Source organism: Actinoplanes sp. NPDC051388 (genome assembly GCF_055586225.1).
In genome coordinates this window covers 331,232-358,106 of sequence record NZ_JBVJIP010000003.1, presented here as the reverse complement: position 1 = coordinate 358,106, position 26,875 = coordinate 331,232, and the positions used below count along the sequence as shown (strand labels likewise).

The following is a 26,875-nucleotide window of genomic DNA, read 5'->3' as shown; positions in this document are numbered from 1 at the left end:
TCGGACAAATTGGACGTTTCCCGGCCCGTCGACAGATACGACTACCACTCCCACAACGAAAACCAACGGGGTGGTGACCGAGGGGTACATCCGTCCCCCGCCCCCCCCCCTGGCCCACCACTGTCGGGGGTGGATCTTGCGCGCACGGACCCGGCAGGGCGCGGGCCACCGTCAGGTGGGCCCCCGCCCGGTGCCCGCGGGAGCGACGTCTCGGGCCACGACGGACCCGGGACATCGTCCTTGATGTGCAGAAGCTCAGCCGACGGTGGCCGGGTGACCCCTGCCCTGCTCCTCGACGAGGGTCGCCATCGCGTGCTCGACGACACCGACCAGCACGGCCTTGACCGAGTCGCGGTGGCGCGCGTCGCACATGATCAGCGGCACGTGCGGTGAGATCGCCAGCGCCTCGCGCACCTCTTCGGGCTCATAGCGTGGAGCGCCGTCGAAGCAGTTGAGGGCGACCAGATAGGGCAGGTGCCGGTTCTCGAAGTAGTCCAGCGGCGCGAACGCGTCCGAGATGCGGCGCGTGTCGACCAGCACGGCGGCTCCGACGGCGCCCCGGATCAGCTCGTCCCACATGAACCAGAAGCGGGTCTGGCCCGGCGTGCCGAACAGATAGAGGATCAGGTCCTCGGCCATCGTGATGCGGCCGAAGTCCATGGCGACCGTGGTGGTCTCCTTGCCGGGCACCTTGGACGCGTCGTCCACGCCGGCGCCGGCCGAGGTCATCACCGCTTCGGTGGTGAGCGGTTCGATTTCGGAGACCGCGCCGACCAGCGTGGTCTTGCCGACCCCGAAACCGCCCGCCACGACGATTTTCGCGGAGGTGATCTCCTTGGGTTGCGCCCCCGCCCGCTCAGAGCTTGCGAAGTCCACTCAACACCCTCTCCAGCAGATCCAACCGCTCCGCGAATCCTTGTTTGGGAGCGGCACTGTGCAATGCCAGCAGCCCGTCGGCGACCATGTCGGCGACGAGCACGCGGGCGACCCCCAGCGGTAGCCGGTGGTACGCCGCGATTTCGGCCAGGGATTGAGCCCGTGGCTCGCACAGCAGCGCGATGCGGTACTTGTCATGCCCGGCGAACCGGGCCTCCTGCACGGCTGCCTGGCTGGCGACCAGGACCGCTTCGATCGGGATGTTGCGCTGTGGCTCGGTGCGCCCGCGGGTGACCGCATAGGGCCGGACCAGCGCGCCACGTGGATCGTGAGGTTGCCGGGGCTGCCCCATCTGCGGTCACCTCCCTCCGGACATCACTCTGAGAGCCGTCAGACCTGGTGGCCGACGGTTTCACGCGGGGCGGGCACCAGGGCCGCGCCGACGCGCTCCACGAGCAGCGCCATCTCATAGCCGACCTGGCCGACGTCGCAGCTGCGCGCGGCCAGGACTGCCATCGAGGAACCGTCGCTGATGGACATCAGGAAGAGGTAGCCGCTGTCCATTTCGATGATGGTCTGCTGCACTTCACCCGCACTGAACATGCGGGACGCACCCTCGGTCAGGCTGACCACGCCGGACGTGATCGCGGCCAACTGGTCGGCTCGGTCGCCCGGGAGGTCACGCGACGACGCCAGCAGCAGGCCGTCGGCGGAGACCGCCACGACGTGTGCGATGCCGGCCACGCTGTCCGCGAAGTTGCTGAGCAGCCAGCCCATGTCCTGCATGGTGGGGGGCCTGGTCACTGTCGATTCTCCTTCGGAGATGGGGCGCCCGCGGCAGCTTCGGCACTGCCCGCCGTACGCCCTCGTTGCACGCCTCGGTGATACGCGGAAAGGAGGCCTCGAACCTCATCCGGACTGCGCTTGTTGGCGACTCTTTCACCGGTCTGCACGCCGCCCGGGACAAGCTGGGCCTGCGGCAGGCGCTTGGGCAATCCAGAACGGGTGGTGCCGGCGTCGGTGGGTTCCGCCGCTGCCATCGCCCGCTGCCATCCTTCGTCGGCTGCGGTCCGCCACCTCTCCTCGGCCGGGGGACGTGGCCGGGGCGGTGGGGATCCGCCGTTTTCGGAGCCGGCTGGCGCCGGTCGAGCACTATTCTGCCCGGAACCGCTTCCGGTGGCATCCCTCAATGTTCTTGCCGGTGCAGGGAACGTCACCGGCGGTGGCGCGGCGACCGGAGCGGCGGCTGCCGGAGCGGCCATCATCCCGGCCATGACCTCGGAACCAGGGCTCGGCGGTGGCGCGTAGCCGGCGGTCGGCATGCCCCAGTCCTCGGCGTCGCCCTCGTGCGCGCGGAACCAGCTCGCCTGCATCTGCAGGAAGATCGGGGCCTCGGCGCGGTCTTCGGCCGGCGTGGCGGCCGGCGGTGGCGGCGGGGTCGGCATCTGGGCGAGCGCGGCGCCCCACCCGGACGGGTTCGGGCTGACCGGTCGCGGCGGCGGCGGGATCTTCTTGCCGTCCGGGGTGACGAACCCGACCGCGACCTGATGGTCGGGCGAGGCCTGCTGCTGCACCGCCGGGTAGGCCATCGTGGGCGTGCCCCAGCTGCCGGTGTGCCCAGGGCCGTTGTGCGCCGGGCCGGTGTGCGCCGGGCTGTTCTGCGCCGGGCTGTTCTGTGCCGGCGGCGCGGAGGCCGGGGCCGGCGGCGCCGAGGCCGGCGTGGACGCGATCGGCTGGGCCACCCGGGTCGGCAACGGCGGCCGGTTGGTGCTCGGCGGCATCGGCTCGGACGGCGGGCGCTGCGACGGCATCTGCGGCAGCGACGGGTGCGACGGGCCGGGCAGCTCGGCCCGCCAGGACGGCTCGGAGCCGGCCGACAGGGTCGTCGTGGAGGTGCGCCCGGACGGGCCGGACGGCAGCGCGTCCCAGCTGCCCATCGGGCCACTGTCGAGCTGAGCCATGCGGCCACGGGGCGAGTCGATGCCGCGGGACGGCAGCAGCACGATGTCGCTCGGCAGCGTGACCTGGGCGATCGTGCCACCCTCCATGTTGGCGCGCAGCTCGACCCGGATGCCGTAGCGGCTGGCCAGGCGGCCGACCACGGCCAGGCCCATCAGGCGGAAGGCGGCCACGTCCACGCTCGGCGGCTCGGCCAGGCGCCGGTTCAGCGCCTCCATCTGCTCCTCGGACATGCCCAGGCCGCGGTCCTCGACCTGGATCACCACGTAGTCGCGGATGCGGCGGCCATCGGCGACCACCACCGTGTTCGGCGGCGAGAAGCGGGTGGCGTTGTCCAGCAGCTCGGCGACCAGCCGGACCACGTCGTTGACGGCGAGCGCGGCGATCGAGATGTCGGTGTCGACGGTGCCGAACTCGATGCGGTTGTAGAGCTCCACCTCGGACTGGGCGGCGCGCAGCGCGTCCACCAGCAGCGCGTCCTCGCGGCGCGGGGCGCTCGAGTCGGCGCCGGCCAGCACCAGCAGGTTTTCGTCGTTGCGGCGCATCCGGGTGGCCAGGTGGTCGAGCTCGAAAAGCTGGGCGAGCCGCTTGGGGTCCTCTTCGCCGCGCTCGATCTGGTCCAGCTCGCCGATCATCCGGTCGACCAGGGCCTGACTGCGGCGGGCCAGGTTGAGGAACATCGCCGAGACGCTGGTGCGCAGCGCGGCCTGCTCGGCCGCGATCCGGACCGCCTCGCGGTGCACCACGTTGAACGCCTGGGCCACCTGCCCGACCTCGTCGCGGTTCTTCAGCTGGATCGGGTCGCGCAGCTGGCGGACGATGTCGTCCGGACCGCCCTCGCCGAGGTTGCGGACGTCGCGCAGCCGGGCCACCGACTCCGGCAGGTCGCGGTGGGCCACGCTGAGCGCGCCCTCACGCAGCCGGCGCAGTGAGAGGTTGAGCGAGCGGGCCAGCATGACGGCCAGCGCGATGGCCAGGATCAGCACCGCGAGCACCACGGCGGCCTCGATGGTGGCCTGCTGGGTCACCGACGCGCTCTCGTCGGCGGCCTGGGCGATCCACTCGGACTCGAGCCGCTGCTCGGCCCAGCGCATCAGGTCGACCACCGCGCCGAACGACTGCACGATCTCGGCCGGCAGCACCTGGTCGCCACGGCTCAGCCGGATCGACACCTGGTCGGCCAGGTTGACCGCGTCACCGGTGACCGTGCTCTCCACCAGCGCCCGGTCGGCCGGCGAGGCGACCACCGAGAAGGCGAGCAGCGCGTCCTGCTGGCTGGTCTGGGTGGCGATGAACGCGGCCTGCTGCTCGGCGCTGGCGTCACCGGACACCCGCGCGGCATAGGAGGTGGCCTCCTGCTCGGCGGTGCCGGCTTTGGCCCGCGCGAACGCGGAGACCGCACGCAGGCCGTCGGCCACCTCGCCGTCGCCGGCGAACTGGCCGAGGGACTCGCCGTAACCGACCATGTCGGTGATCACCACGCCGTAGCGCAGGACGGCCTCGGTGACCGAGATCTGGTCGCGGTCGGCGATTCGGGACCGGGTGGCGTTCATCGTGCGCAGGTGGTCGTCGATCCGGGCGAGGCGCTGCTCCACCGAGGCCGGGGTGTCGTTCAGCTCGCGCCGGTCCGCCGTGTATTGCTGAATGCGGCGGTCGCTCTGCGCAATGGCCGCGGTGTATGGGTCCTTGGCGGCGGTCGCGGTGGCCAGATATTGCGCACCGGCCATCCGCTCCTGGTGCAGCACCTGGGTCAGATCGGAGACGTCCGCGGAGAGCCGGGTGAGGTCCTCCACCTGAGCCGCGTCGAGAGCGCGCCCGCCGATGTCGAAGAGCCGGACACCGGCCAGCGCCAGCACGGCCACGAGGGGCACGAACAGGATCAGCGCGAGCTTCGACCGGATCCGCACGTCACGCAGCCGAGGCAGACCACGTCTCTGCCGACCGGGCGGCGCAGGGTAGGTCGCAGGCTGGGCCGATGAACCGGTGCTCACGACATCTCCTCGCTGGTCATCCCCACACCTCTTCGCCCACCCGGTGCCGCTGGCCCGGGCCTTCCCGGCGGATGCGGGCAGGATGGTGCAACACGCGGCACGGCCGCGATTTCATCAGACTCAGAATGCCTTTGGGAAGTCTGACCGGTTCCGGGAACGTCCTACTAAGTGGAATGGCAATCGTACGTTCAGTTCGTTTAGGAAGTATGACGACACGTTGACGTGCACGAATATGACGTTGACAACGTTGCGTAGGCAAGCGGTAACGGATTCGCACCAAGATTCCAACCACTATGTGAGAAGGTTGTCTCGCAACGAGTAACTACGCGGCTTGACCAGGAACCTTCACGTTGGCAAGGTTTCTCGCGATCGGACGGACGTGGTGTCCGTGCGCACGCGGTCCACTGCGGACAACGTGGCGATGAAGACAGCCTTGAATGAGGAGACACCGCAGTGAGGTTCCCCCGCCGCGCCACCGCCGGCATCGCAGCGGCCCTGCTGCTGGCCACCGGCCTCGCCGGCTGCACGTCCGAAGACGAGCCGGCCGCCTCGCCCACCCGGGTGGTGATCGGCGCCGACCTGGCTTCGGGCTCCGCCGTGGACACCGCGTACGGGCGCGCCCTGCAGCTGAAGATCGAGCAGCTGAACGCGTCCGGCCTGCTCGGCGACCGCCAGCTCGAACTCCGCATTCTGGACAACCGCTCGGACCCGACCTCGTCGCTGCGCAACATCAGCACGCTCGCCGACGACCCCGCGGTGGCCGCCGTAGTCACCGGCTACTGCAGTGAATGCGTGGTCGGCGCGGCCAAGACGATCAACGACAAGAAGATCCCGACGATCGCGCTGGCCCCGGCCGACCGGGTGTCCACCCCGCTGGCCGAGCGCCGGTTCGTCTTCAAGCTGGGCCCCAATTCCGCGGACAGCGCCGTCGCCCTGGTCTCCGCGATCAAGCGGGCCGGCGCCAACCGGGTCGGCGTGCTCTATGCGGACGATCTCTATGGCCGCAGCGGCCAGACGGTGTTCGCCGCGGAGGCCGGCAAGAGTGGCGTCACCGTGGTGACCTCGGTGCCGGTGAAGCCGACCGCGACCGACATCACGCAGGCCGTCGGCACGCTCGCCGACGCCGAGCCGGCCGCCCTGGTCTTCCTGGTCGGCCCCGATCAGGCGGGCCTGGCCGCGACCAGCGCCAAGGCGGCCGGGTTCACCGGCCGGCTGTTCTTCGACGCGGCCGCCGCCGGCGACCTCTTCATCCCGCAGGCATCGTCGGCCGCCACCGAGAACGCCACCATGGTCTTCACCCAGACGCTGGCGATCGACGACGTGATCGCGACGACGCCGGCCAAGGCGACCCGCAAGCAGTGGTTCCGCGACTACACCTCGCGCTACGGCACGTACTCCGGGGTGGCCTCGCTGGCGGCGGACGCGGTCGGTCTGATCGGCGTCGGCATCTCGCGGGTCGGCACCGACCGGAACGCGCTGCGCGACATCATCGAATCGTCCCAGCTGGACGGTCTGTCCGGCTCGATCCGGATGACGCCGGACAACCACTCCGGCCTGATGCCACAGGCGCTCACCCTGCTGGTCGCGCGCAGCGGCCGGTGGCGGTTGGCGAGCTGACGCCGCTGTCACAGCGTCGTCACACGGGTCGACTAGGATTCGACTCTGATGAATCCGATCCCATCGGGAGCGCACACATGATTCGGCTCTCCGGCGTCTCCCGGTCCTTCACCGGCCGGTCCGGCACGGTGGAGGCGTTGCGCGACATCGACCTCGAGGTCGGCGACGGCGAGTTCGTCGCGATCCTCGGCCGGTCCGGCTGCGGCAAGTCGACGATGCTCCGGATCATCGCGGGTCTGCTGCCGGCCAGCGGCGGCGAGGTGCGCATCGCCGGCGAGCCGGTGCAGCGCCCGCGCCGCGACATCTCGATGATGTTCCAGCGTCCGGCGCTGCTGCCGTGGCGCACGGTGCTCGACAACGTGCTGCTGCCGGTGCAGATCTTCGGCTGGCGCAAGCGCGCGCACCGGGCCCGCGCACACGAGCTGCTCGAGATGACCGGACTGTCCGGCTTCGAGAAGCGGATGCCGTTCGAGCTCTCCGGCGGCATGCAGCAGCGGGTGGCGCTGTGCCGCTCGCTGATCACCAACCCCCGCGTGATGCTGATGGACGAGCCGTTCTCCGCGCTCGACGCGCTCACCCGCGAGGAGCTGTCCGGCGAGCTGCAGAAGATCCACATGGACAACCACGCGACCACGGTCTTCGTGACCCACTCGATCGACGAGGCGGTGCTGCTCGCCGACCGGGTGGTGGTGCTCAGCCCGCGGCCGGGCCGCATCCGCGAGATCCTGGACATCAAGATTCCCCGGCCGCGCACCCTGGGCCGCACCGCGCATCTGGAAGAGGTTGCGCGCTGCAGCGCCGAATTGCACGAATTGCTGATGTCCTGACGACTTTCGCATTCCTTAAGTAGCGCCCCGGAAGTGGCGGCGATCCGGGCGGATTCCGTAACGTGCCCGGCATGGCATTTCGGACCTGGGCCAAGCTGCTCGGCGTGACGCTCGGCGTCGCCGCGCTGGCCGGCGCCTGCCAGCTCGGTCTGGCATACGGTCTGGGCATCCTGCGCCTGACCCGGGTCCTCGACGTGACCTCGCGCGACCAGTGGACCGCCCAGCTCGCCTGGGTCGCCTGGTTCGCGATGACCGCGGCGGTGCTCGGCGCGCTGGCCGGCCGCTTCCTGCGCGACCGCTGGCGGGCGCCGGCCACGACCCGCACGTTCGGCGCGCTCGCGGTGGCCGCCGGGATAGGCGCGGCGCTGGTCGTGCCGCTCACCATGCAGCCCGCCCGCACGGCCCGGATCGACGGCGTGCACCCGGTCTTCGTGATCGGCCTGTGCGCGGCGCTGGGCGCCGCGGTCGGGATCTTCGCGGCCTATGCGGCGCTCACCCAGGCGGTGGCGCGCTGGAGCCTGGCGACGATCGGGCTCGCGATCTGGGTGCTGGCCCTGGTCTCGGTGGCGCCCTCGCTCGCGCCCGACGACCCCCTCCCTTCGGTACGCCTCGGCGTGTTCGACGCCGGATTCTTCTCGTCCTCGGTGACGCAGAAGACGGCGTTGTTCACGATGCCGGCGTTGGCGCTCGTGGTCGGCGGGCTGCTCGGCTACCAGGCCCGCCGCCGCGACCTGCCGACCCTGACCATCGCGCTGGCCGGGCTGCCCGGTCCGGCCCTGCTGACGCTGTCCTATCTGATCGCCGGGCCGGGCGCGGGCCCGGATCGCTACCAGGTGGTGCCCTATTGGGCGGCGATGACCGCGACGGGCGCCGGGGTGCTCGGGTCGGTGCTGGCCGCGGTGATCGGCCGTGGCGGCACGGACGAACCGGAGCCGAACGCCGAGGGCGACGGCGGCGAAGAGCCGACCGACCGCATCCCGGTGCAGAAGGCGGCCGGCCCGGCCTCACCGGCGCAGTCGCCGACACCGTCGCCCCCGCAGTCGCCACCGTCGAGCGCGGTGGCCGACCTGCCGCCGATCCCGCCGCCCGCGGCGGTTCCCCCGCCCGCGGCGGTTCCCCCGCCTGCGAAGAGGGCCGCCCGCCGGCCCGCGCGCCCGCCGCGGAACACACCCCCGTCGGCCGACGGCGATTCCGGCGAGCCCCCGACCTTCAACGCCTTCGCCAACCCGAGCCGAGGCCGCTCCCGCCGAGCGGCCGAGCCCGCCCAGCCCGTCCCCGCCCAGTCCGGCCAAGCCGCCCAGCCCGCTCACGCCCAGCCCGCTCACGCCCAGCCCTCCCACGCCCAGCCCGGCCAGCCTGCTCAGTCTGCTCACGCCCAGCCCGCTCACGCCCAGCCTGGCCAGCAGCCCGCCCACGCTCAGCCCGGTCACGCGCAGCCGGCCCCGGCCGCGCGCCGGCCGACTGCCCGCAAGCAGGCCGCGCCCGCCAAGGCCGACCAGCCCTATGTCCCAGCCCCGGCGCTGCCCGAGATCCCGCCGGAAGCGTTGCAGCCCCAGCAACCCCACCGCCGCCCGGTCAACGTCGACGCCCGCCCGGAAAGCCTGCGCGGCAACGCGCCGTCCCGGCGCCCGGGCGGCACCCCGATGGTTCCCGAGCCGCCGGCCATCTCGCCGCCGCTGCCGCACCCCGAGCCGGTCACCCCGCCGCTGTCGGTCACCCCCGCGCCGACCAAGTCGCGCGGCCGCAAGCAGAAGTCGGATGACGAATACGTCGACTGGGTCAGCCAGCTGGGGAACGAGAGCTAGCTAGCGCTTCTCGATCAGATAGACCGAGCCGCCGGCCGCCTGGAACTCCTCGCTCTTGGCGCGCATGCCCTGCTCGGCGTACGCCTTCAGGTCCTGACTGATCCGCATCGAGCAGAACTTGGGCCCGCACATCGAGCAGAAGTGCGCGGTCTTCGCGGGTTCGGCGGGCAGCGTGGCGTCGTGATAGGACCGTGCCGTCTCGGGGTCGAGCGACAGGTTGAACTGGTCCTCCCAGCGAAACTCGAAGCGCGCCTTGGACAGCGCGTCGTCCCAGGCCTGCGCCCCCGGATGCCCCTTGGCCAGGTCGGCCGCGTGCGCCGCGATCTTGTACGCGATCACTCCCGCCTTGACGTCATCGCGATCCGGCAGCCCGAGATGCTCCTTGGGCGTCACGTAGCAGAGCATCGCGGTGCCGAACATCCCGATCATCGCCGCCCCGATCGCCGAGGTGATGTGGTCGTACGCCGGCGCGATGTCCGTGGTCAGCGGCCCGAGCGTGTAGAACGGCGCGCCGTCGCACAGCTCCTGCTGCAGGTCCACGTTCTCCTTGATCTTGTGCATCGGCACGTGGCCCGGCCCTTCCACCATCACCTGCACGTCGTGCTCCCAGGCGACCTTGGTGAGCTCGCCCAGCGTCCGCAGCTCGGCGAACTGCGCCTCGTCGTTGGCGTCCGCGATCGAGCCCGGCCGCAGCCCGTCGCCCAGCGAGAAGGTGATGTCATAGCTCGCGAAGATCTCGCAGAGCTCGGCGGAGTGCGTGTAGAGGAAGTTCTCCCGATGGTGCGCGAGGCACCAGGCCGCCATGATCGACCCGCCGCGCGAGACGATCCCGGTCACCCGCCGCACCGACAGCGGCACGTGCGCCAGCCGCACCCCGGAGTGCACGGTCATGTAGTCGACGCCCTGTTCGGCCTGCTCGATCACGGTGTCCCGGAACATCTCCCAGGTCAGCTTCACCGGATCGCCGCCGGCCTTCTCCAGCGCCTGATAGATCGGCACGGTCCCGATCGGCACCGGGGAGTTGCGCAGGATCGCCTCCCGGGTTTCGTGGATCCGCTTGCCGGTGGACAGGTCCATCACGGTGTCCGCGCCCCACCGCGTCGCCCAGGTGAGCTTGTCCACCTCCTCGGCCACCGACGAGCTGACCGCCGACGTGCCGATGTTCGCGTTGACCTTGACCAGAAACCGCGACCCGATGATCATCGGCTCGCTCTCCGGGTGGTTGACGTTGGCCGGCAGCACGGCCCGCCCGGCCGCGATCTCGTCCCGCACCACCTCGGCGTCCATACCCTCGCGAATCGCCACGAACCGCATCTCCGGCGTCACGATCCCGGCCCGCGCGCAGCCAAGCTGCGTCATAGTCCGCCCGGCAATCCAGTCGGCCCGCAACGCCGGCAGTCCCACCTCCGGATCACTACCCGGCCCCGAAGTGTCATAGAGCCGCACCGGCGCATTGCCCCCACTCAGCTCAACCTCCGCGAACGGCACCCGCAACTCGTCGACATACACCTTGCGTCGCATTCCCAACCTCCCGATATCGGTACAAATAGGACGCCAAACAGCAAGCCAAATCCGTCGGCCTCACCCCCACCCGGCCAATCCAGCCACGATGCCGGCCGGACGCGCCGCCGAGCCCGCCCCGATCGATCAGCGAGCCGGCCGGGCCGGCTCAGTTCCAGCCGAAGTGATCCAACGGCCCCGGCCCCTTGCCGATCTCCCACTTCCGCCCGCCACGCAGCGCGCCCGCCACATAGCGCTTCGCATTCCGCACGGCCAGCGGCACCGGATCGCCGAGCGCCAGCCGCACCGCGATCGCCGACGAGAACGTGCACCCCGACCCGTGGTTGTTGACCGAAGCGACCCGCGTCCCCTGCAGCACCTCGGTCGCCCCGTCGTGATGCAGCACATCCACCGCCGACTCACTGCCCGTCACCACGACGCTGCCCGCGCCCATCGCGGCCAGCTCCGCCGCCGCCAAAGACATTTCCTCGCCGGTCGCAACCCGCCGCCCGACGAGGGCGCCGGCTTCGTGCCGATTAGGCGTCAACACCGACCGGTACGCCAGTAAAGGCCGAACAGAAGCAACAGCGGACAACCGGCTGCCAGAGGTGGCGACCAGCACCGGATCAACGACCAGGCACGGCAGCCGCTCGATCCGGGCGGCAACCACCTCGGCCACCTCCCGATCGCCGATCATCCCCACCTTGACCGCCACCACCGGCAGGTCTTCCAGCACCGCGTCAAGCTGCGCCGCCACCACATCAGCAGGCACCGCGTGCACAACCCGAACCCCGACCGTGTTCTGCGCGGTAACCGCCGTGATGACCGACGCGCCATAAGCCCCCAGCGCCGCAAACGTCTTGAGATCAGCCTGTATCCCGGCCCCACCCCCAGAGTCCGACCCGGCAATGGTCAACACCACCGGCGGCGTCACAGAGCACCGGCCAGTTCCGCGGCAACCCGCCCAGGCGAATCCGACCGCATCACCGCACCCATGACAGCCACACCAGCCGCCCCGGCCCCAACGCACTCCCGAACCCGCTCCGCCGAATCAACCCCACCCAGCGCCAACCACCAGACGCCTTGCTCTGCACACCCCTGCGCAACACCCCCGGGCGGCGCGAGCCCGCCCGCATCAGCCGCCATCCGAGCCGCACCCGCCGGCGTCAACGCCGGCCCATACCCCGGCTTGGACGATGTCAGATAGACCGGCGACAACGTCACATAGTCCGCAGTGGACAGTTCATCTCCCGAGTGACACGATCGCCCGACCAACCGCATCCGCTCCCCCGGCCACGGATCCCAAGACGCCAGGTGCACCGCGTCGCCCCCCAGCGGATCCGGCCCGGCGACGATCAACCGCCCCGGCGGCACCACCGCACGCAACGACTCGGCCAGGGCGTGCCGCGAGGCGTACCCGAGATCGCGCTCTCGAAGGACGACCCAAGCGGCGCCGCCGCGGACCGCCTCCCGGACCACCGGGACCAGCGGCCCGGAAGCGGACCGCCGGTCGGTGAGCACGACGAGCCCGCCGGGCCTCACCACGACGCCTTGCCTTCGTCGGAGGTCGAGGCCAGCGCGTGAAACCGCCGCGGAATCCGCCCGGCCGACGCGGCCAGCCACCCGGCCTGCACCGCGTGCCGCATCGCCGCCGCCATCCGCGCCGGATCTTCGGCCCGGGTGATCGCCGACGCGATCAACACCGCGTCGCAGCCGAGTTCCATCGCGAGGGCCGCGTCCGAAGCCGTGCCGATCCCCGCGTCCAGCACCACCGGCACCGACACGCTCTGCCGGATCAGCCGGATGTGATGCGGGTTCCCGATGCCCAGGCCGGAGCCGATCGGCGACCCGGCCGGCATCACCGCCGCGCAGCCCACCGATTCCAGCCGCCCGGCCAGCACCGGGTCATCGCTCGTGTAGGGCAGCACCCGGAACCCTTCGCCGACCAGCGTCTCGGCGGCGCGCAACAGTTCCAGGCCGTCCGGCAGCAGCGTCCGTTCGTCCCCGATCACCTCGAGCTTGATCAGATCGGTCTCGAACGCGTCCCGGGCCAGCCGCGCCGTCTTGATCGCGTCGGCCGCGGTGAAGCATCCGGCGGTGTTCGGCAGCAGCCGCATCTTCCGGCGGTCGAGCAGCGGCAGCAGCCCCGGCCCGGCCGCGTCGATCCGCCGCAGCGCGACCGTCACCAGTTCGGTGCCGGACGCCTCGATCGCGGCCTCCAGCTCGGCCAGACTCCGCGCTCCCCCGGTGCCCAGAATCAGCCGTGACGACCCGAACAGATCCACGTCAGCCTCCCTGCGCCGCGGTGAGCACCTCGACCTGATCGCCGTCCGCCAGCGCCGTCGCGGCCCACGCCGAACGTGGCACCACCTCGCCGTTCACCGCGACCGCAACCCCTCGCCGGGCAGCCGCGAGGCGGTCGACCAGCTCAGCGACGCTGTCGTCCGCGCCGAGCCGGGTGGGCGAGCCGTTGACGATGACGTTCACGCGAACCTCCCGGGCGCGAACGGCGCCAGCATCGGATCGGCCACCCCGGTCAGCACCAGCCCGGCGATCAGGTCGGCGGTGATCGGCGCGAGCAGCACGCCGTTGCGGTGATGACCGGCGGCGACCACGGTGCGCTCGTCGAGCCGCCCGAGCAGCGGCGCGTTGTCCGGTGTGGCCGGCCGATGCCCGACCAGGGTCTCGGTGAGCTCGCATTCGGCCAGCTCGGGCACCAGATCGACGGCGGCGCGCAGCAGATCGAGCACCGACCCCACAGTCAAGATCTGATCGGTACGCTCCACCTGACTAGCCCCGACCACGATCTCGCCGTCCGCCCGTGGCACCAGATAGACGTGCCGCCCGTCGGCATATCCGCTGATCACGTGCCGCAGCAGCCCGGGCTCACCCCGCAACCGCAGCACCTCGCCCTTGACCGGCCGCACGGGCAACCCGGTCAGCGCCGCCGTCCCGCATCCCGCGGCGACGATCACCTGATCGGCGTCGAGCGACCCCAGATCTTCGACGGCCTTGGGCGTGACCGCCACCCGTTCGCGAAGCGCCTCGACCACCCGGCGCGGATCCACTTGCCGATCGCCGGGTTGCCGGCAGCCGGCCCGGATCCGGGGCGACAGCGCCGGTTCCAGCTCTCGCAGTGATGTCGGTGTGAGCCGCTGCCGCGACCAGGCGCGCTCCGATTCGGCCAGGTCGTCGGCGGTCAGCGCGACGGTGAGCGTGCCCTCGTCGGGCAGCGGCACTCCGAGTTCCGCCGCGAACGCCGGCCACCGCCGCGCCGACTCGGTCATCAGCCGCCCGAGCGCGGGGGTCTCCCAGGTCGATTCGTTGCCCGGCGCGAGCATCCCTGCGGCGACATACCAGGCGCCGAGCCCGGCGTCGTAGACCTGAACGTCGACGTCCTCGGCGGCGAGGCGCCACGCGATCGAGAGGCCGATGATGCCGCCGCCGACCACCGCGCATCTCATGACAGCGCCTTCAAGAAGTCCGTGGTCGCGCCGATCGGGTCGCGGGCGATGGCGCCGACCGCGGCCACCCCGTGTGCGCCGGCGGCCAGCAGTTCGGGCACCCGTGCGGGCGTCACGCCGGCGATCGCGATCACCGGCACCTGCGCCGCCGCCGCGACCGCCGCGACCCCGGCCGGGCCGATCGGTTCGGGCAGACCGTCCTTCGTGGACGTCGCGTAGGCCGGCCCGACTCCGAAATACGTCGCCTCCGGAATCACCGCGGGGGCGCGGCAGGTCACGCCGAGCACCAGGTCCGGCCCGAGCACCCGGCGCGCGGCCGCGGGCGGCAGGTCGTCGGCGCCGACGTGCGCGCCGTCCGCGCCCGCCGCCACGGCGACGTCGAGACGATCGTTGACCAGGCACATCACGCCCAGCGGGCGGCACAGTGCGAGCACCGCGCGGGTGAGCTCGAAGGCCGCCCGGTCGGTCACGTCATCCTCGACGCGCACCTGAACGGCGAGATCCGCCGAGACCGAAAGCACCGCCCGCACGGTCACCAGGCTGTCGGTAACCACATGCAACCGCGGAAAGTCTCTAACGCCCTTGACTTCACCAGCCCAACCAAATTCGGCCGCAACAGAATGGGAAGGCACGCTCACCGCGCGAATGCGTGGGGACATAAACATCCTCCCTGCGCCGGCATTATCCGGATCAGGTTCGACGGTCGGGGGCTGCGTCAGCCCCCCTCTCAGCCCGGTGCACCGGACTCCCGTGGGGTTGGTTCCACTCCGGACATTAGCCGCCCGGCGTCATGAGCGCCAGGGTCCGTCTTGCGAGCAACCGAGGGTGCGAGCGCGCCTCGCACACGGCTGGGCCTAACGCACGTCCCAGACCGGCTCCGGGGTCTCGACCACCTCGCCGTCCGCCTGGAACAGCACGAACCGATCGAATCCCCTGGTGAACCACCGGTCGTGGGTGACCGCGACGACCGTGCCCTCGAATGCCGCCAGCCCCTCCTCCAACGCCTCCGCCGACGCCATGTCGAGGTTGTCGGTCGGCTCGTCGAGCAGCAGCGCCGTGGCGCCGGACAGCTCGAGCAGCAACACCAGGAACCGAGCCTGCTGCCCGCCGGAGAGCGTGCCGAACAGCTGGTCTCCCTGGCCGGCCAGCTCATAGCGGTTGAGCGCCTTCATCGCTCCGGCCCGGTCCATGCCGCTGCGGTGGTCGTCGCCGCGCCAGAGAATCTCGACCAGCGTGCGGTCGAGCAGTTCGGGCCGGTCGTGCGTCTGCGAGAAGTGCCCCGGCCGCACGCGTGCGCCGAGCTTGGCGGTGCCGTGATGCGCCACGTGCGCGAGCGGCGCGCCGTCGACCGGCTTGTTCTCCGCGTCCGGCGACGAGCCACCGGCGGCGAGCAGCCGCAGGAAGTGCGACTTGCCAGTGCCGTTGGCGCCCAGCACGGCGACCCGGTCGCCGTACCAGATCTCCAGGTCGAACGGGAACGTCAGGTTTTCCATCTCCAGCCCGGTGCAGACCACCGCGCGCTTGCCGGTGCGACCGCCGCGCAGATTCATCCGCAGCGACTGCTCCTTGGGCGGCAGCGGCGGCGGTCCGGCCTCCTCGAACTTGCGGAGCCGGGTCTGCGCGGCCTGGTAACGCGAGGCCATGCCATCGTTGTAGGTCGCCTTCTGCTTGAGCGTCAGCACCAGCTCCTTGAGCTTCTCGTGCTCCTCCTCCCAGCGCCGATGCGACTCGAGCAGCCGGTCGTGCCGGTTGGCGCGGGCCTCGTGCCAGGACGCGAAACTGCCGGGATGCGTCCACGCGCTGCCGCCCTCGACCGCGACCACCCGGTCGGCGGTCTGGGCCAGCAGCTCACGATCGTGCGAGACATAGAGCACTGATTTCGACGACTCCCGCAGGCGACCCTCCAGCCAGCGTTTGCCGGGCACGTCGAGGAAGTTGTCCGGCTCGTCCAGCAGCAGCACCTCGTCGCGGCCGCGCAGCAGCAGGTCGAGGGCGAACCGTTTCTGCTGGCCGCCGGAGAGCGTGCGCACCGGCCGGCCGCGCACCTCGTCCCACGGCTTGCCGAGGATCGCCACCGCGACCGTGTCGAAGAGCACCTCGACGTCATAGCCACCGACCTCGCCCCAGTGCGACAACGCGTTCGCATAGGCCAGCTGGGATCGCTCCGATTCGCCCAGCCCGGCGGCCGCCTTGGCCAGCCGCTCCCCCGCTTCCCGCAGGGCCGGCTCGACAAGCGAGAGAGCAAGATCTTCCAGGGTGCGGTCGTCGCCGATCATGCCGATGAACTGGCGCATCACCCCGAGCCCGCCGGAGCGCGCGACCGTGCCGGACTGCACGGGCAGGTCACCGGCCACGGTGCGCAGCAGGGTCGTCTTGCCGGCGCCGTTCGGACCGACGAGCGCGACCTTCTTGCCCTCGCCCACCCGGAACGACACGTCGGAGAACAGCTCGCGCCCGTCCGGCAGCACGAAGCCCACCCCGGCGACATCCACGTAACCCATGACCGGCATCCTTCCTGGCCGGGGCCGGTCGCGTCAGCCGGTTTTCCGGGTCACCTTGAGCACGCGGAAGCCCTTCTGGCTGGCCTTACGCTCCACCGCCCAACCGCGCTCGACCAGCCAGGTGTGCAGCGAATCACCACCCAGATGCCGGTTGATCACCAGCCAGGCCTCGCCGGCCGGGGCCAGCCGCGGCAGCCACCGGTCCAGCAGCGCGTGCAGCTCGGCCTTCCCGACGTGGGTCGGCGGGTTGCTCCAGATCTGCTGGAACGTGACGTCGTCTCCGATCTCCGCGGAGACGTGGATGCGCAGGCCCAGGCGCTCGGCGTTGGCCGTGGTCAGGTCGCGGGCGCGGGAGTTGACGTCCACTGCGTACACGTCCGCGCCGGGCGCCTCGGTGGCCAGCACGCAGGCGATCGGGCCGTAGCCGCAGCCCAGGTCGAGCAGCGCGCCGGTGCTGTCGGCGGCGGGCGGCGGAGCTTTGCGCAGCAGCACGGCGGTGCCGGGGTCGAGCCGCGTCGCGGAGAAGACCCCGGCGGCCGAGGCCAGCCGGTAGTCCCGCCCCCGCAGGGCGAACTCGACCTCGACCGGCCGGGCAGGCGCCGACGGTTCGGCGCTGAAGTAATGGTCCGCGGTCACCTGAGAAAGTGTGCCGCCTCGCAACGAGACCGGGCCACCCGGGGGTGCCGCACAGCCTGTGCGTTCATTGATCACCGTGCGCTCCTAGCCTTTCCTGCATGCTGCACGGAACCGCGCCCCGCGCCGCCCATCGCGCGGCACCGGGCGGCCTCGCTCCGCTGTTCCGCCAGACCATCTCGCCGTCCTCCGCCGGCCAGCATCGCCAGCCGGCCACCCGGCCCCGGCGGCGCCCGGCGCCCCGCCTTCGTCCGGTCGCGATCAAGGAACCGGCGCGGACCATGCACCTGGTGATGACCGGGATCGGCGCCATGATCATGCTGGGCATCTGCGGGTTGAGCAGCTTCTTCGTGATCGTCGACGAGCGGCGCGGGATCGGCGCCGAGGACAACGGCACGGCGGTGATCGCCGAGGCGCCCTATCAGATCAGTTCTCGCCGGCAGGACCCGAAGCCGCTCAGCCTGACCGAGGTGTTCTCCGGCACGCAGATCCGGCTGAAGAAGGGCGACGCGCCCTATCAGGTGACGATGACGCACATCGACACCGACTGCGACGCGGCCACCACCGGCGCCATGGGCCCGCTGCTCGCCACCGGCGGTTGCTCCCAGGTGGTCCGGGCCGCGCTGATCGCGCCGTACGGCGGCTACCAGGTCACCGCCGGGGTGTTCAACCTGACCGACGCGGCCGTGGCGGCCCGGATCGCCCAGCGGGTGCGGCCGATGGTGGAGGCGGGCGACGGCAACTTCGCGGCGATGGCGGCCGGAGCAGCGCCCGGGATGGATCCGCTGGACCGGCCGGACTCGCAGGTGGGCTGGCAGGACCGCGGCCACTTCCTGGTCTACTGCGTGATCTCCCGGCCGGACGGCTCGGCGATCCCGGCCGGCGACGCGTACGCCCGCCGGGTCACGGCTGACCTGCTGGACACCTATCTGGGCGACGAGGTCATCGGGGCGCGGGAGCTGAATCTGTGACCGTGTCCGAGAGGGTGCGCAGGCGGCGGGTGGCGTCGGCCCGGACCGCGTAGTCGGTCTCGGCGGGATAGCCCACCTCCACCAGGGTCAGGCCGTGCGCCGCGGCCACGGTCACCTCGCTGGACCGTTCGCGCAGCCGCAGCAGCGAGCCCGGCCAGGACGGTTCGCGGCGGCCGTCGCCCACCGCCAGCATCGCGCCGACCAGGCTGCGCACCATCGCCTGGCAGAAGGCGTCGGCCTGCACGGTGGCCACGGCGACGCCGTCCGGGTCGCGGCGCCAGTCGAGGCGGGTGATCGCGCGTACGGTGGTCGCGTTTTCCTTGCGCTTGCAGAAGGCGGCGAAGTCGTGCTCGCCCAGCAGGCCGTCGGCCGCCGCCCGCAGCCGATCCAGGTCGAGCTTGCGCACCCATCCCAGGGTGTCGTGGCGGCGCAGCGGCTCGGCGCCCCAGGGGTTGTCGGCCACCCGGTATTCGTAGCGCCGATAGGTGGCGGAGAACCGCGCGTCGAACGTCGGTGGGACTTCCGTGATGGCGCGCACGCGGGCATCTGGCGGCATCAGCGCTGCCAGACGCCGCAGGAGCGACGGGCGAAGATCCGCATAGGCGCCGGTCGGCAGGTCGATGTGACAGACCTGTCCGGTCGCGTGCACGCCGGCGTCGGTGCGCCCGGCCACGGTGAGTCCCAGAGGGATGTCGCCGACCAGAATGGCCAGCGCTTCCACCAGGGAGCCCGCGACCGTGCGCCGGGTGGGCTGCACCGCCCAGCCGGAGAAATCGGTGCCGTCATAGGACACGTCGAGCCGGAGCCGGACCAATTCATCCGGCCCGGATGGTTGAGCTACGGCCTCGACCACGACGAACCTCTTCCACTGAGCCAGGTGACTTGAGGGGCGCTCGTACCCATAAAGCAGTAAAGCCCGGCACCCACGAAGGGTGCCGGGCTTACCACAGCCAATTACTTGGCGTCGTCTTCGCCCTTGTCGCCGGAGGCGTTCACCGGCGGCTCGGAATCCTGATCCTCAGAGGATGCGGCAGATGACGGCGCCTCGTCCTCGCGGGCCAGGGCCTCGACCTTGTCCTGCTGGGCGGCGGCCTTGCGAGCCGCCTTCTTCGCCGGCGCGGTGGTGGCCGCGACCTGCAGTTCCTCGACCAGCTCGATGAGCGCCATCGGAGCGGCGTCACCCTTGCGCGCACCGGTCTTGGTGATGCGGGTGTAGCCACCCGGACGGTTGCCGTACCGCGGAGCGATTTGCTCGAACAGGGCGTACACGACGTCCTTGTCCTTCACGACGGTCAGCACCCGGCGACGGGCGTGCAGGTCGCCGCGCTTGGCCTTCGTGATGAGCTGCTCAGCCAGCGGGCGCAGCCGCCTGGCCTTCGTCTCGGTGGTCTTGATCTTCCCGTGCCGGAAGAGCTCCGTGGCCAGGTTGGCCAGCAGCCGCTTCTCGTGCGCCGGGCTGCCGCCGAGGCGGGGACCCTTGGTGGGCGTGGGCATTTCAGATGCTCCTAGGTAGAGGCAGCCGGGATTAGAGCTGCTCGGTCTCGCGGTAATCGTCGGTGTCGTAATCCACGTCGCCGAACGAGTCCACGACGTGCGCCGGGTCGAAGGACGGCGCGCTGTCCTTGAGGCCGAGCCCCATGCCGGCGAGCTTCATCTTGACCTCGTCGATGCTCTTCTGACCGAAATTCCTTATATCCAGAAGGTCGGCCTCCGTACGCCCTATCAACTCGCCCACCGTGTTGATGCCCTCGCGCTTGAGGCAGTTGTACGACCGGACGGTGAGGTCCAGTTCCTCGATCGGCAGGGCGAGGTCGGCGGCCAGCTGAGCGTCCTGCGGGGACGGTCCGATGTCGATGCCCTCGGCGGTCTCGTCCAGCTCACGGCACAGGCCGAAGAGCTCGACCAGCGTGGAGCCGGCCGAGGCCAGCGCGGTCCGCGGCGAGATCGACGCCTTCGACTCGACGTCGATGATCAGACGGTCGAAGTCGGTGCGCTGCTCGACACGGGTCGCCTCGACGCGGTAGGTCACCTTCATCACCGGCGAGTAGATCGAGTCGACCGGGATGCGGCCGATCTCGGCGCCGGCGTTCTTGTTCTGCGCCGCGGTGACATAGCCACGACCGCGCTCGACGGTGAGCTCCATGTCCAGCCGGCCCTTGCTGTTCAGGGTGGCCAGCTTGAGGTCCGGGTTGTGCACCGAGACACCGGCCGGGGGCTGGATGTCGCCCGCGGTGACGTCGCCGGGGCCCTGCTTGCGCAGGTACATGCTGACCGGCTCGTCGTGCTCCGAGCTGACGGTGAGGTCCTTGACGTTCATGACCAGCTCGACCACGTCCTCCTTGACACCGGGGATCGTGGTGAACTCGTGCAGGACGCCGTCGATCTTGATGCTGGTCACGGCCGCGCCCGGGATGGACGACAGCAGGGTGCGACGCAGCGAGTTGCCGAGGGTGTAGCCGAAGCCCGGCTCGAGCGGCTCGATGGTGAACCGGGAGCGGGTCTCGCTGAGCGACTCCTCCGAGAGGCTCGGGCGCTGACTGATGAGCACGTGTTTCTTCTTTCTGTCGGGGCATCCGCTATATGACGCCCGTCTGATGTGCCCGGCGCTCTCTCGAGCGCCGGGCGATGAATCACTTCGAGTAGAGCTCGACGATCAACTGCTCCTGAACCTGCGTGTCGATGACGGCGCGGGCCGGCAGCGAGTGGATCAGGATCTTCATCTCGGTCGGGATCGGCTCGAGCCACGCCGGCGTCGGGCGGGAACCCGCCTGGGCCTGCGCCACCACGAACGGCGTCATCTCGCGGGACTTCTCCCGGACCTGAACGATGTCGTGGTCTTTCACCCGGTATGACGGGATGTCCACCTTGTGGCCGTTGACCAGCAGGTGGCCGTGCTTGACCAACTGCCGGGCCATGTCCCGGGAGGCGGCGTAGCCGGCCCGGTAGACCACATTGTCCAGACGGGACTCGAGGATCTGCAGCAGCACCTCACCGGTCTTGCCGGGCTTGGTGACAGCCTCCTCGTAGTAACCGCGGAACTGCTTCTCCAGCACGCCGTAGGTCCGGCGGGCCTTCTGCTTCTCACGGTGCTGAAGCAGGTATTCGGTCTCCTTGGTCCGGCCACGGCCGTGCTGCCCGGGCGGGAACGGCCGGGACTCGAACGGGCACTTCGGACCATCGCACTTGCTGCCCTTGAGGAACAGCTTCATCTTCTCGCGGCGGCAGCGCTTGCAGTCCGCACCTGTGTAACGAGCCATCTTCTCTCTCTATCCCTCAGACCCGGCGACGCTTCGGCGGACGGCAACCGTTGTGCGGCTGCGGCGTGACGTCGGAGATCTGTCCGACCTCGAGGCCGGCGGCCTGCAGCGAACGGATCGCGGTCTCCCGGCCGGAGCCGGGTCCCTTGACGAAAACGTCGACCTTGCGCATGCCGTGCTCCATGGCACGACGCGCGGCGGCCTCCGCGGCGAGCTGCGCCGCGAACGGGGTCGACTTGCGGGAGCCCTTGAAGCCCACCTGGCCGGAAGAGGCCCAGGAGATGACCGCACCGGTCGGGTCGGTGATCGACACGATGGTGTTGTTGAAGGTGCTCTTGATGTGCGCCTGCCCGTGGGCGACGTTCTTGCGTTCCTTGCGCCGGACCTTCTTGACTGCGGCCCCAGTGCGCGCCTTCGGTGGCATAAGTCAGTGCGCTCCTATTACTTCCGACCGGGCTTCTTCTTACCGGCGACCGTGCGCTTCGGACCCTTGCGGGTGCGAGCGTTCGTCCGCGTGCGCTGACCCCGGACGGGGAGCCCACGACGGTGACGGATGCCGGCGTAGCAGCCGATCTCGACCTTGCGGCGAATGTCCGCGGCGACCTCGCGGCGCAGGTCGCCCTCTACCTTGAAATTGGCCTCGATGTAGTCGCGGAGCTGAACCAGCTCCTCGTCCGTGAGGTCCTTTGCGCGCTTGTCCAGGTCGATGCCGGTCGCGGTCAGAGCTTCGACCGAGCGGGTCCGGCCGACCCCGAAGATGTAGGTGAGCGCGATCTCCATCCGCTTGTCGCGGGGCAGATCGACGCCGACGAGTCTTGCCATTGGCGGGCGTGCTCCTCAGATGTGTCTCGGAGGTCTGTGCCCGTCCCTCCCCGCCTGCCCGGGCGGGCCCCGGCCTCCGACCGGGGGTGAAGCCACGCGTCAACCCAACAGGTTGACCGACCGCGGCTGGAACGAGCTTTTACTGGTGGGCGTCAGCCCTGGCGCTGCTTGTGACGCGGGTCGTCGCAGATGACCATGACCCGGCCGTGCCGGCGGATGACCCGGCACTTGTTGCAGATCCGCTTGACGCTCGGCTTGACCTTCACGGGTTTGCCTTGTCTTTCAGTTCAGACGGGACTTGTCACTTGTAGCGGTAGACAATGCGCCCACGGGTCAGGTCGTACGGCGAAAGCTCGACGACGACACGGTCCTCGGGAAGGATGCGAATGTAGTGCTGCCGCATCTTGCCGGAGATGTGAGCGAGCACCTTGTGACCGTTCGCCAGCTCCACGCGGAACATCGCATTGGGGAGAGGCTCGATCACTCGGCCTTCGATCTCAATGGCTCCGTCTTTTTTTGGCATGTCCTCCGCTACCTGACATCAGATTCTCTGGACTAGCACGCAAACGCCTCACCCGAGCGAACCCGGACCAGCCGCGGCTCTTGCCAACCTCGAAGCGCTGAGGACATGCAAGAGAGGACGCTGCGCGCCAGCTAGCCAGTGTACGCGCGCCCATGCATCGACACCAAACCGAGGTCGCCCACCCCCGGGGTCGGGTGTGTCGCAGCTCGCCGAAACCCGACAAAGACGTGCTATTCGGCCTGCTCCTCGTCCGCTTCGAGCGCTTTGCGCTCTTTCTTGAGCTGCTTCTTCCGCTCTGCCTTGTCGATCTGGGCCTGCCACTTCTGGGGTTCGTGCGAGGCGAGCCCGCCGACCGTCTGCCAGAGCAGCACCAGGCCCCACGGCCCGGCCACCCAGATCGGCCAGAAATAGAGCCACTCCTGCGAGGAGACGCTGGAGATCATCCAGATCGCGGTGGTGATGGCGACAGCCGGCAGATAACTGCTCCACACGTGCATCAGCCAGCGCCGGGTGATGTGGTCGGCTTGCGCCTTGGCCGGGCCGGTCAGCGGCTTCGGAGCGGACGCCGCGGGCAGATCGGTCAGCAGCGGCTCCAGCTCGCCATAGGTCTTCGCGCCATAGGCCTGCTGCAACCGCTCGTCATATTCGTGCAGGTCCAGGCGACCCTCGTCGAGCGCGGCCTTGAGCTGATCAGCGACGGACTGCCGATCGGCGTCGCCGGCTCTCATCTCCTCGCGGCCCATACAGACAAGTCTGCCAGCGGAACCACGGAATCATCGACCCCGGCGGCGGTCCCGCCGGGATCTGCGGCCGGACATCTGCCCGACCACGCCGAGGATCAGCGGGATGACCATCCAGATCGGCCAGAAATAGAGCAGGTGCCCGCTCGCGACGCTGGAGATCGCCCAGATCACCACGGTCACCGCGATCAGCCCGGCGTAGGGCCGCACCCAGGTGGGCGTGCCGCTTTCGCTCTCGACCGGCTGCACCTGGCTCTTCTCCACCGGAATGGTGCCGGGGAGATCGGTCGTCAGGCTCTGCAATTCCGCGTACGTCTTAGCGGCGTACGTCTTCTGCAGGCGCTCGTCATATTCATGGAGGTCGAGCCGCCCGTCGTCGAGCGCCGCCTTCAGCTGCGTCGCCACCGTCTCACGGTCGCCGTCGCCGGCCCGCATCTCCGATCGATCCATGCGGTCCAGCATGCGCCCGTCAGCTCGATGGGGCCACAGCTGGTTGCCGCTTCGTGACAAGGTCACCGAGCCTCGCCCGGCCGCCGTCCGGCGCCGTGGTCACCCACACGCCGTCGTCGCACAGCGCCATCGTGTGCTCCACGTGCGCGGCCATCGAGCCGTCCCGGGTCACCACGGTCCAGCCGTCGTCGAGCTCGGTCGTGCGCGGGGAGCCCACCGTGATCATCGGCTCGATCGCCAGCGCCATGCCGACCACCAGCTTGGGGCCGCGGCCCGGCTTGCCGTGGTTGAGCACGTGCGGGTCCTGGTGCATCTCGGTGCCGATGCCGTGCCCGCCGTACCCCTCCACGATGCCGTAACGGCCGCCCTTGCGGATCGCCTTCTCCACGTTGAAGGAGATGTCGGTGAGCCGTCCACGGCCGTTTGCGACGCCGCGCGCGGCCGCCGCGATGCCGGCCCACATCGAGTCCTCGGCCACCTCGGCCATCCGCAGCAGGGCCGGGTCGGTCTGCCCCACGCCCACGGTGATCGCCGAGTCGCCGTGCCAGCCGTGCAGGATGGCACCGCAGTCCAGGGAGAGCAGGTCGCCCTCGCGCAGCACCTGCTCGGCCGACGGGATGCCATGAACGACCTGTTCGTTCACCGAGGCGCAGATCGATGCCGGGAAGCCGTGGTAGCCCTTGAACGAGGGCACGGCGCCGGCGTCATGGATGACCTTTTCGGCGATCGCGTCGAGCTCGCCGGTGGAGACGCCCGGGGCCACCGCCTCGCGCATCGCCTGCAGCGCGGCGGCCACCACGAGGCCGGCTCCGCGCATCAGCTCGATCTGCTCGGGGGTCTTCAGCTGGATGTCCAGCTGCTGGCGCCGCATCTCAGCCTCCGTAGGACCGCAGAGCGTCTATGGCGCGCACCGTCACATCCTCGACCGGCCCGGTCGCGTCGATGCCCACCAGCTTGCCCTGAGCGCCGTAGAAGTCCACCAGCGGCGCGGTCTTGTCCGTGTATTCCACCAGGCGGTTGGCGATGGTTTCCGCCTTGTCGTCGTCCCGCTGGAACAGCTCCGACCCGCAGCGGTCGCAGATGTTCTCCTTGCTGGTCGGGTCGAACTCGACGTGCCAGATCTTTCCGCAGCCCCGGCACGTGCGACGCCCGGACAGCCGGCGGATCACCTCGTCGTCGTCGACCACCAGCTCCATCACCAGGTCAAGCGCCGTGCCGAGGTCGGCGAGCAGCTTGTCCAGCGCCGACGCCTGCGGGACGGTTCGGGGGAATCCGTCCAGCAGGAAGCCGTCGCCCGCGTCCGGTTCCGCCAGGCGGTCCCGGACCATGTTGATGGTCACCTCGTCCGGCACCAGGTTGCCGGCGTCCATGTAACGCTTCGCCTCGACGCCGAGCGGGGTGCCCTGCGAGACGTTGGCCCGGAAGATGTCACCGGTCGAGATCTTCGGTACGGCGAGATGGGCGGCGATGAACTCAGCCTGGGTCCCCTTGCCGGCCCCCGGAGGGCCCACCAGTACCAGCCGCACCTACATCGCCTCGCTTCGGTGAGAACCGACCGACCACGCGAGAGCCCCCCGGCTCCGCGCCCCCACTACCGGAGGAACCCTTCATAGTTTCGCTGCATCAGCTGGCTCTCGATCTGCTTCACCGTCTCGAGGCCCACACCCACCATGATCAGCACTGCGGTGCCGCCGAAGGGGAAGTTCTGGTACTGGGACTGATTGAGCCAGATGAAGAAGAAGTTCGGGAGCACCGAGATCAGGCCGAGGTAGAGCGCACCTGGGAGCGTGATCCGGCTGAGGATGAAGTCCAGGTAGTCGGCGGTCGGCTTGCCCGGACGGATGCCCGGAACGAATCCACCGTACTTCTTCATGTTGTCCGCGACCTCGGTCGGGTTGAACGTGATCGACACGTAGAAGTACGTGAAGAAAATGATCATGAGGAAGTAGACGGTGATGTAGATCCAGCTGGTCGGGTCGGCCAGCCAGTCCTGGATCCAGAGCTGGTAGCCCTTGAGGTTGTTCGGGTCGAAGAACTGCAGGTAGAGCTGCGGCAGGTAGAGCAGCGAGGACGCGAAGATCACCGGAACCACACCGGCCTGGTTGACCTTCAGCGGGATGTAGGTCGAGGTGCCGCCGTACATCCGGCGGCCGATCATGCGCTTCGCGTATTGCACCGGGATGCGGCGCTGGGCCTGCTCGATGAAGACCACGGCGGTGATGACGACCAGCACCAGGGCGATGACCAGCAGGAACTTGGCGACGCCGTTGCTCTCCTTGATCGTCCAGCCTTCGCCGGGGAGGCGGGCGGCGATCGAGGTGAAGATCAGGACGGACATGCCGTTGCCGACGCCGCGGTCGGTGATCAGCTCGCCCAGCCACATGACCACGCCGGTGCCGGCCGTCATGGTGAGCACCAGGATGGTGAGCGTCAGCCAGACCGGGATGCCGGTGTTCTCCGGGATGATCTGGAAGTTCGCCTGGTCCTGCGGGCACTGGTTGGCGAAGAGCTGGCCGGTGCGGGCGAGCGCCACGAACGCCGCCGACTGCAGCACGGCGAGGCCGAGGGTGAGGTAGCGCGTGTACTGCGTGATCTTGGCCTGGCCGGACTGGCCCTCCTTGCGGAGCTGCTCCAGGCGAGGAATCACCACGGTGAGCAGCTGCAGGATGATCGACGCGGTGATGTACGGCATGATGCCGAGCGCGAAGATCGACAGCTGCAGCAACGCGCCGCCGGAGAAGAGGTTGAGCAGCGTCAGCACGCCGCCGGCTTCACCCGAGCTGTCCAGGGTGTCCAGGCAGTTGCGGACGTTGGTGTAGGACACGCCCGGGCTGGGCAGAGTGGCACCGAGCCGATAGACCGCAATGATCGCTACTGTGAACAGCAGTTTCTTGCGCAGGTCAGGCGTACGGAACGCACTGGAAAAGGCGGAGAGCAAC

At 70.0% G+C, this 26,875-nt stretch carries 30 protein-coding genes and 1 riboswitch; of the genes, 4 read left to right on the top strand and 26 right to left on the bottom strand.

The features are described from left to right. Window positions 1-255 precede the first annotated feature (255 nt). From ACZ6TI_RS10150 to ACZ6TI_RS10135, 4 genes are read right to left on the bottom strand one after another with little or no spacing between them, the layout of a single operon-like run. The gene (locus tag ACZ6TI_RS10150; RefSeq protein WP_465344652.1) at window positions 256-876 is read right to left on the bottom strand and encodes a GTP-binding protein; all 621 of its coding nucleotides are present in this window, start codon (window positions 874-876) and stop codon (window positions 256-258) included. Beyond that, window positions 857-1,228, bottom strand: coding sequence for a DUF742 domain-containing protein (locus ACZ6TI_RS10145; protein ID WP_465344651.1), 372 nt, complete (start codon window positions 1,226-1,228; stop codon window positions 857-859). The genes ACZ6TI_RS10150 and ACZ6TI_RS10145 overlap by 20 nt, the downstream gene beginning before the upstream one ends. A 38-nt stretch (window positions 1,229-1,266) precedes the next feature. Further along, window positions 1,267-1,680 carry a roadblock/LC7 domain-containing protein gene (locus tag ACZ6TI_RS10140; RefSeq protein ID WP_465344650.1) on the bottom strand — a complete coding sequence of 138 codons (414 nt, stop codon included), beginning with the start codon at window positions 1,678-1,680 and terminating at the stop codon, window positions 1,267-1,269. Further along, a complete protein-coding gene (locus ACZ6TI_RS10135; RefSeq protein WP_465344649.1) occupies window positions 1,677-4,826 on the bottom strand; it encodes a nitrate- and nitrite sensing domain-containing protein in 3,150 nt (1,049 codons plus the stop codon). Before ACZ6TI_RS10135 ends, ACZ6TI_RS10140 begins: the two co-directional genes overlap by 4 nt. A 453-nt stretch (window positions 4,827-5,279) precedes the next feature. On the opposite strand from ACZ6TI_RS10135, the gene ACZ6TI_RS10130 reads away from it, so the two are divergent. The 3 genes from ACZ6TI_RS10130 (at window position 5,280) to ACZ6TI_RS10120 (ending at window position 9,075) form a co-directional block, all read left to right on the top strand. Further along, window positions 5,280-6,443, top strand: a complete 1,164-nt coding sequence (locus tag ACZ6TI_RS10130) for an ABC transporter substrate-binding protein (protein WP_465344648.1) — start codon at window positions 5,280-5,282, stop codon at window positions 6,441-6,443. A 77-nt stretch (window positions 6,444-6,520) separates the two neighbouring features. Beyond that, window positions 6,521-7,270: an ABC transporter ATP-binding protein gene (locus ACZ6TI_RS10125; protein WP_465344647.1), complete on the top strand. Its 750-nt coding sequence runs from the start codon at window positions 6,521-6,523 to the stop codon at window positions 7,268-7,270. A gap of 71 nt (window positions 7,271-7,341) precedes the next feature. After that, window positions 7,342-9,075, top strand: coding sequence for a hypothetical protein (locus tag ACZ6TI_RS10120; protein ID WP_465344646.1), 1,734 nt, complete (start codon window positions 7,342-7,344; stop codon window positions 9,073-9,075). Here the strand turns inward: ACZ6TI_RS10120 and thiC are convergent, their stop codons facing one another. From thiC to ACZ6TI_RS10075, 9 genes are all read right to left on the bottom strand, one after another. Beyond that, complete coding sequence (gene thiC / locus ACZ6TI_RS10115; RefSeq protein ID WP_465344645.1) at window positions 9,076-10,602, bottom strand: phosphomethylpyrimidine synthase ThiC; 1,527 nt, start codon at window positions 10,600-10,602, stop codon at window positions 9,076-9,078. 142 nt (window positions 10,603-10,744) lie between these two features. Then, complete coding sequence (thiD, locus tag ACZ6TI_RS10110) at window positions 10,745-11,509, bottom strand: bifunctional hydroxymethylpyrimidine kinase/phosphomethylpyrimidine kinase (RefSeq protein ID WP_465344644.1); 765 nt, start codon at window positions 11,507-11,509, stop codon at window positions 10,745-10,747. Beyond that, a complete protein-coding gene (locus ACZ6TI_RS10105; RefSeq protein WP_465344643.1) occupies window positions 11,506-12,120 on the bottom strand; it encodes a thiamine phosphate synthase in 615 nt (204 codons plus the stop codon). The genes thiD and ACZ6TI_RS10105 overlap by 4 nt, the downstream gene beginning before the upstream one ends. Further along, entirely contained in the window at window positions 12,114-12,860 is a 747-nt protein-coding gene (locus ACZ6TI_RS10100; RefSeq protein ID WP_465344642.1) for a thiazole synthase, read from the bottom strand. The genes ACZ6TI_RS10105 and ACZ6TI_RS10100 overlap by 7 nt, the downstream gene beginning before the upstream one ends. Window position 12,861: 1 nt before the next feature. Further along, the gene (gene thiS / locus ACZ6TI_RS10095; protein ID WP_465344641.1) at window positions 12,862-13,062 is read right to left on the bottom strand and encodes a sulfur carrier protein ThiS; all 201 of its coding nucleotides are present in this window, start codon (window positions 13,060-13,062) and stop codon (window positions 12,862-12,864) included. Continuing rightward, window positions 13,059-14,039, bottom strand: a complete 981-nt coding sequence (gene thiO, locus ACZ6TI_RS10090; RefSeq protein ID WP_465344640.1) for a glycine oxidase ThiO — start codon at window positions 14,037-14,039, stop codon at window positions 13,059-13,061. The genes thiS and thiO overlap by 4 nt, the downstream gene beginning before the upstream one ends. Then, on the bottom strand, window positions 14,036-14,578 hold the full coding sequence (locus tag ACZ6TI_RS10085) for a thiamine phosphate synthase (protein ID WP_465344988.1): 543 nt from the start codon (window positions 14,576-14,578) through the stop codon (window positions 14,036-14,038). Before ACZ6TI_RS10085 ends, thiO begins: the two co-directional genes overlap by 4 nt. A 110-nt stretch (window positions 14,579-14,688) precedes the next feature. Continuing rightward, window positions 14,689-14,801, bottom strand: a riboswitch (TPP riboswitch). A gap of 92 nt (window positions 14,802-14,893) precedes the next feature. After that, window positions 14,894-16,540: an ABC-F family ATP-binding cassette domain-containing protein gene (locus tag ACZ6TI_RS10080; protein ID WP_465344639.1), complete on the bottom strand. Its 1,647-nt coding sequence runs from the start codon at window positions 16,538-16,540 to the stop codon at window positions 14,894-14,896. Between the two features lie 33 nt (window positions 16,541-16,573). Beyond that, the gene (locus tag ACZ6TI_RS10075; protein ID WP_465344638.1) at window positions 16,574-17,176 is read right to left on the bottom strand and encodes a class I SAM-dependent methyltransferase; all 603 of its coding nucleotides are present in this window, start codon (window positions 17,174-17,176) and stop codon (window positions 16,574-16,576) included. Between the two features lie 98 nt (window positions 17,177-17,274). Here ACZ6TI_RS10075 and ACZ6TI_RS10070 point away from each other — a divergent pair, with 98 nt between their 5' ends. Continuing rightward, a complete protein-coding gene (locus ACZ6TI_RS10070; RefSeq protein ID WP_465344637.1) occupies window positions 17,275-18,144 on the top strand; it encodes a hypothetical protein in 870 nt (289 codons plus the stop codon). Here the strand turns inward: ACZ6TI_RS10070 and truA are convergent. From truA to secY, 13 genes are all read right to left on the bottom strand, one after another. After that, window positions 18,116-18,997 (bottom strand): tRNA pseudouridine(38-40) synthase TruA, encoded by an 882-nt coding sequence (gene truA / locus ACZ6TI_RS10065; RefSeq protein ID WP_465344636.1) that lies wholly within the window; start codon window positions 18,995-18,997, stop codon window positions 18,116-18,118. The two genes, ACZ6TI_RS10070 and truA, sit on opposite strands and share 29 nt — an antisense overlap. Window positions 18,998-19,098: 101 nt before the next feature. Next, a complete protein-coding gene (gene rplQ / locus ACZ6TI_RS10060; RefSeq protein WP_465344635.1) occupies window positions 19,099-19,638 on the bottom strand; it encodes a 50S ribosomal protein L17 in 540 nt (179 codons plus the stop codon). A gap of 31 nt (window positions 19,639-19,669) precedes the next feature. Next, entirely contained in the window at window positions 19,670-20,692 is a 1,023-nt protein-coding gene (locus ACZ6TI_RS10055; RefSeq protein ID WP_189079649.1) for a DNA-directed RNA polymerase subunit alpha, read from the bottom strand. An 82-nt stretch (window positions 20,693-20,774) separates the two neighbouring features. Beyond that, on the bottom strand, window positions 20,775-21,401 hold the full coding sequence (gene rpsD / locus ACZ6TI_RS10050) for a 30S ribosomal protein S4 (RefSeq protein ID WP_465344634.1): 627 nt from the start codon (window positions 21,399-21,401) through the stop codon (window positions 20,775-20,777). 16 nt (window positions 21,402-21,417) lie between these two features. Then, window positions 21,418-21,825 carry a 30S ribosomal protein S11 gene (gene rpsK, locus ACZ6TI_RS10045; protein ID WP_203730198.1) on the bottom strand — a complete coding sequence of 136 codons (408 nt, stop codon included), beginning with the start codon at window positions 21,823-21,825 and terminating at the stop codon, window positions 21,418-21,420. A 17-nt stretch (window positions 21,826-21,842) separates the two neighbouring features. Next, window positions 21,843-22,223: a 30S ribosomal protein S13 gene (gene rpsM / locus ACZ6TI_RS10040; RefSeq protein ID WP_465344633.1), complete on the bottom strand. Its 381-nt coding sequence runs from the start codon at window positions 22,221-22,223 to the stop codon at window positions 21,843-21,845. A gap of 152 nt (window positions 22,224-22,375) precedes the next feature. Next, entirely contained in the window at window positions 22,376-22,489 is a 114-nt protein-coding gene (gene rpmJ, locus ACZ6TI_RS10035; RefSeq protein WP_023358216.1) for a 50S ribosomal protein L36, read from the bottom strand. A gap of 35 nt (window positions 22,490-22,524) precedes the next feature. Continuing rightward, window positions 22,525-22,746, bottom strand: a complete 222-nt coding sequence (gene infA, locus ACZ6TI_RS10030) for a translation initiation factor IF-1 (RefSeq protein WP_007073013.1) — start codon at window positions 22,744-22,746, stop codon at window positions 22,525-22,527. A gap of 230 nt (window positions 22,747-22,976) precedes the next feature. Further along, window positions 22,977-23,474 carry a DUF1707 SHOCT-like domain-containing protein gene (locus ACZ6TI_RS10025; protein ID WP_465344987.1) on the bottom strand — a complete coding sequence of 166 codons (498 nt, stop codon included), beginning with the start codon at window positions 23,472-23,474 and terminating at the stop codon, window positions 22,977-22,979. Between the two features lie 45 nt (window positions 23,475-23,519). After that, window positions 23,520-23,936, bottom strand: coding sequence for a DUF1707 SHOCT-like domain-containing protein (locus ACZ6TI_RS10020; protein ID WP_465344632.1), 417 nt, complete (start codon window positions 23,934-23,936; stop codon window positions 23,520-23,522). A 19-nt stretch (window positions 23,937-23,955) separates the two neighbouring features. Next, window positions 23,956-24,807 carry a type I methionyl aminopeptidase gene (gene map / locus ACZ6TI_RS10015; protein ID WP_465344631.1) on the bottom strand — a complete coding sequence of 284 codons (852 nt, stop codon included), beginning with the start codon at window positions 24,805-24,807 and terminating at the stop codon, window positions 23,956-23,958. Between the two features lies 1 nt (window position 24,808). Then, entirely contained in the window at window positions 24,809-25,462 is a 654-nt protein-coding gene (locus tag ACZ6TI_RS10010; RefSeq protein WP_465344630.1) for an adenylate kinase, read from the bottom strand. 65 nt (window positions 25,463-25,527) lie between these two features. Next, window positions 25,528-26,874 carry a preprotein translocase subunit SecY gene (gene secY, locus ACZ6TI_RS10005; RefSeq protein WP_465344629.1) on the bottom strand — a complete coding sequence of 449 codons (1,347 nt, stop codon included), beginning with the start codon at window positions 26,872-26,874 and terminating at the stop codon, window positions 25,528-25,530. Window position 26,875: the final 1 nt, after the last annotated feature.

Bases quoted from the DNA above. Each gene is read 5' to 3' on its own strand.
- ACZ6TI_RS10145 (WP_465344651.1), bottom strand. From the start codon at position 1,228: ATGGGGCAGCCCCGGCAACCTCACGATCCACGTGGCGCGCTGGTCCGG.
- ACZ6TI_RS10125 (WP_465344647.1), top strand. From the start codon at position 6,521: ATGATTCGGCTCTCCGGCGTCTCCCGGTCCTTCACCGGCCGGTCCGGC.
- ACZ6TI_RS10120 (WP_465344646.1), top strand. From the start codon at position 7,342: ATGGCATTTCGGACCTGGGCCAAGCTGCTCGGCGTGACGCTCGGCGTC.
- thiO (WP_465344640.1), bottom strand. From the start codon at position 14,039: ATGAGATGCGCGGTGGTCGGCGGCGGCATCATCGGCCTCTCGATCGCG.
- ACZ6TI_RS10080 (WP_465344639.1), bottom strand. From the start codon at position 16,540: ATGGGTTACGTGGATGTCGCCGGGGTGGGCTTCGTGCTGCCGGACGGG.
- ACZ6TI_RS10070 (WP_465344637.1), top strand. From the start codon at position 17,275: ATGCTGCACGGAACCGCGCCCCGCGCCGCCCATCGCGCGGCACCGGGC.
- rplQ (WP_465344635.1), bottom strand. From the start codon at position 19,638: ATGCCCACGCCCACCAAGGGTCCCCGCCTCGGCGGCAGCCCGGCGCAC.
- rpsD (WP_465344634.1), bottom strand. From the start codon at position 21,401: ATGGCTCGTTACACAGGTGCGGACTGCAAGCGCTGCCGCCGCGAGAAG.
- rpsK (WP_203730198.1), bottom strand. From the start codon at position 21,825: ATGCCACCGAAGGCGCGCACTGGGGCCGCAGTCAAGAAGGTCCGGCGC.
- rpsM (WP_465344633.1), bottom strand. From the start codon at position 22,223: ATGGCAAGACTCGTCGGCGTCGATCTGCCCCGCGACAAGCGGATGGAG.
- infA (WP_007073013.1), bottom strand. From the start codon at position 22,746: ATGCCAAAAAAAGACGGAGCCATTGAGATCGAAGGCCGAGTGATCGAG.
- ACZ6TI_RS10025 (WP_465344987.1), bottom strand. From the start codon at position 23,474: ATGAGAGCCGGCGACGCCGATCGGCAGTCCGTCGCTGATCAGCTCAAG.
- ACZ6TI_RS10020 (WP_465344632.1), bottom strand. From the start codon at position 23,936: ATGGATCGATCGGAGATGCGGGCCGGCGACGGCGACCGTGAGACGGTG.
- map (WP_465344631.1), bottom strand. From the start codon at position 24,807: ATGCGGCGCCAGCAGCTGGACATCCAGCTGAAGACCCCCGAGCAGATC.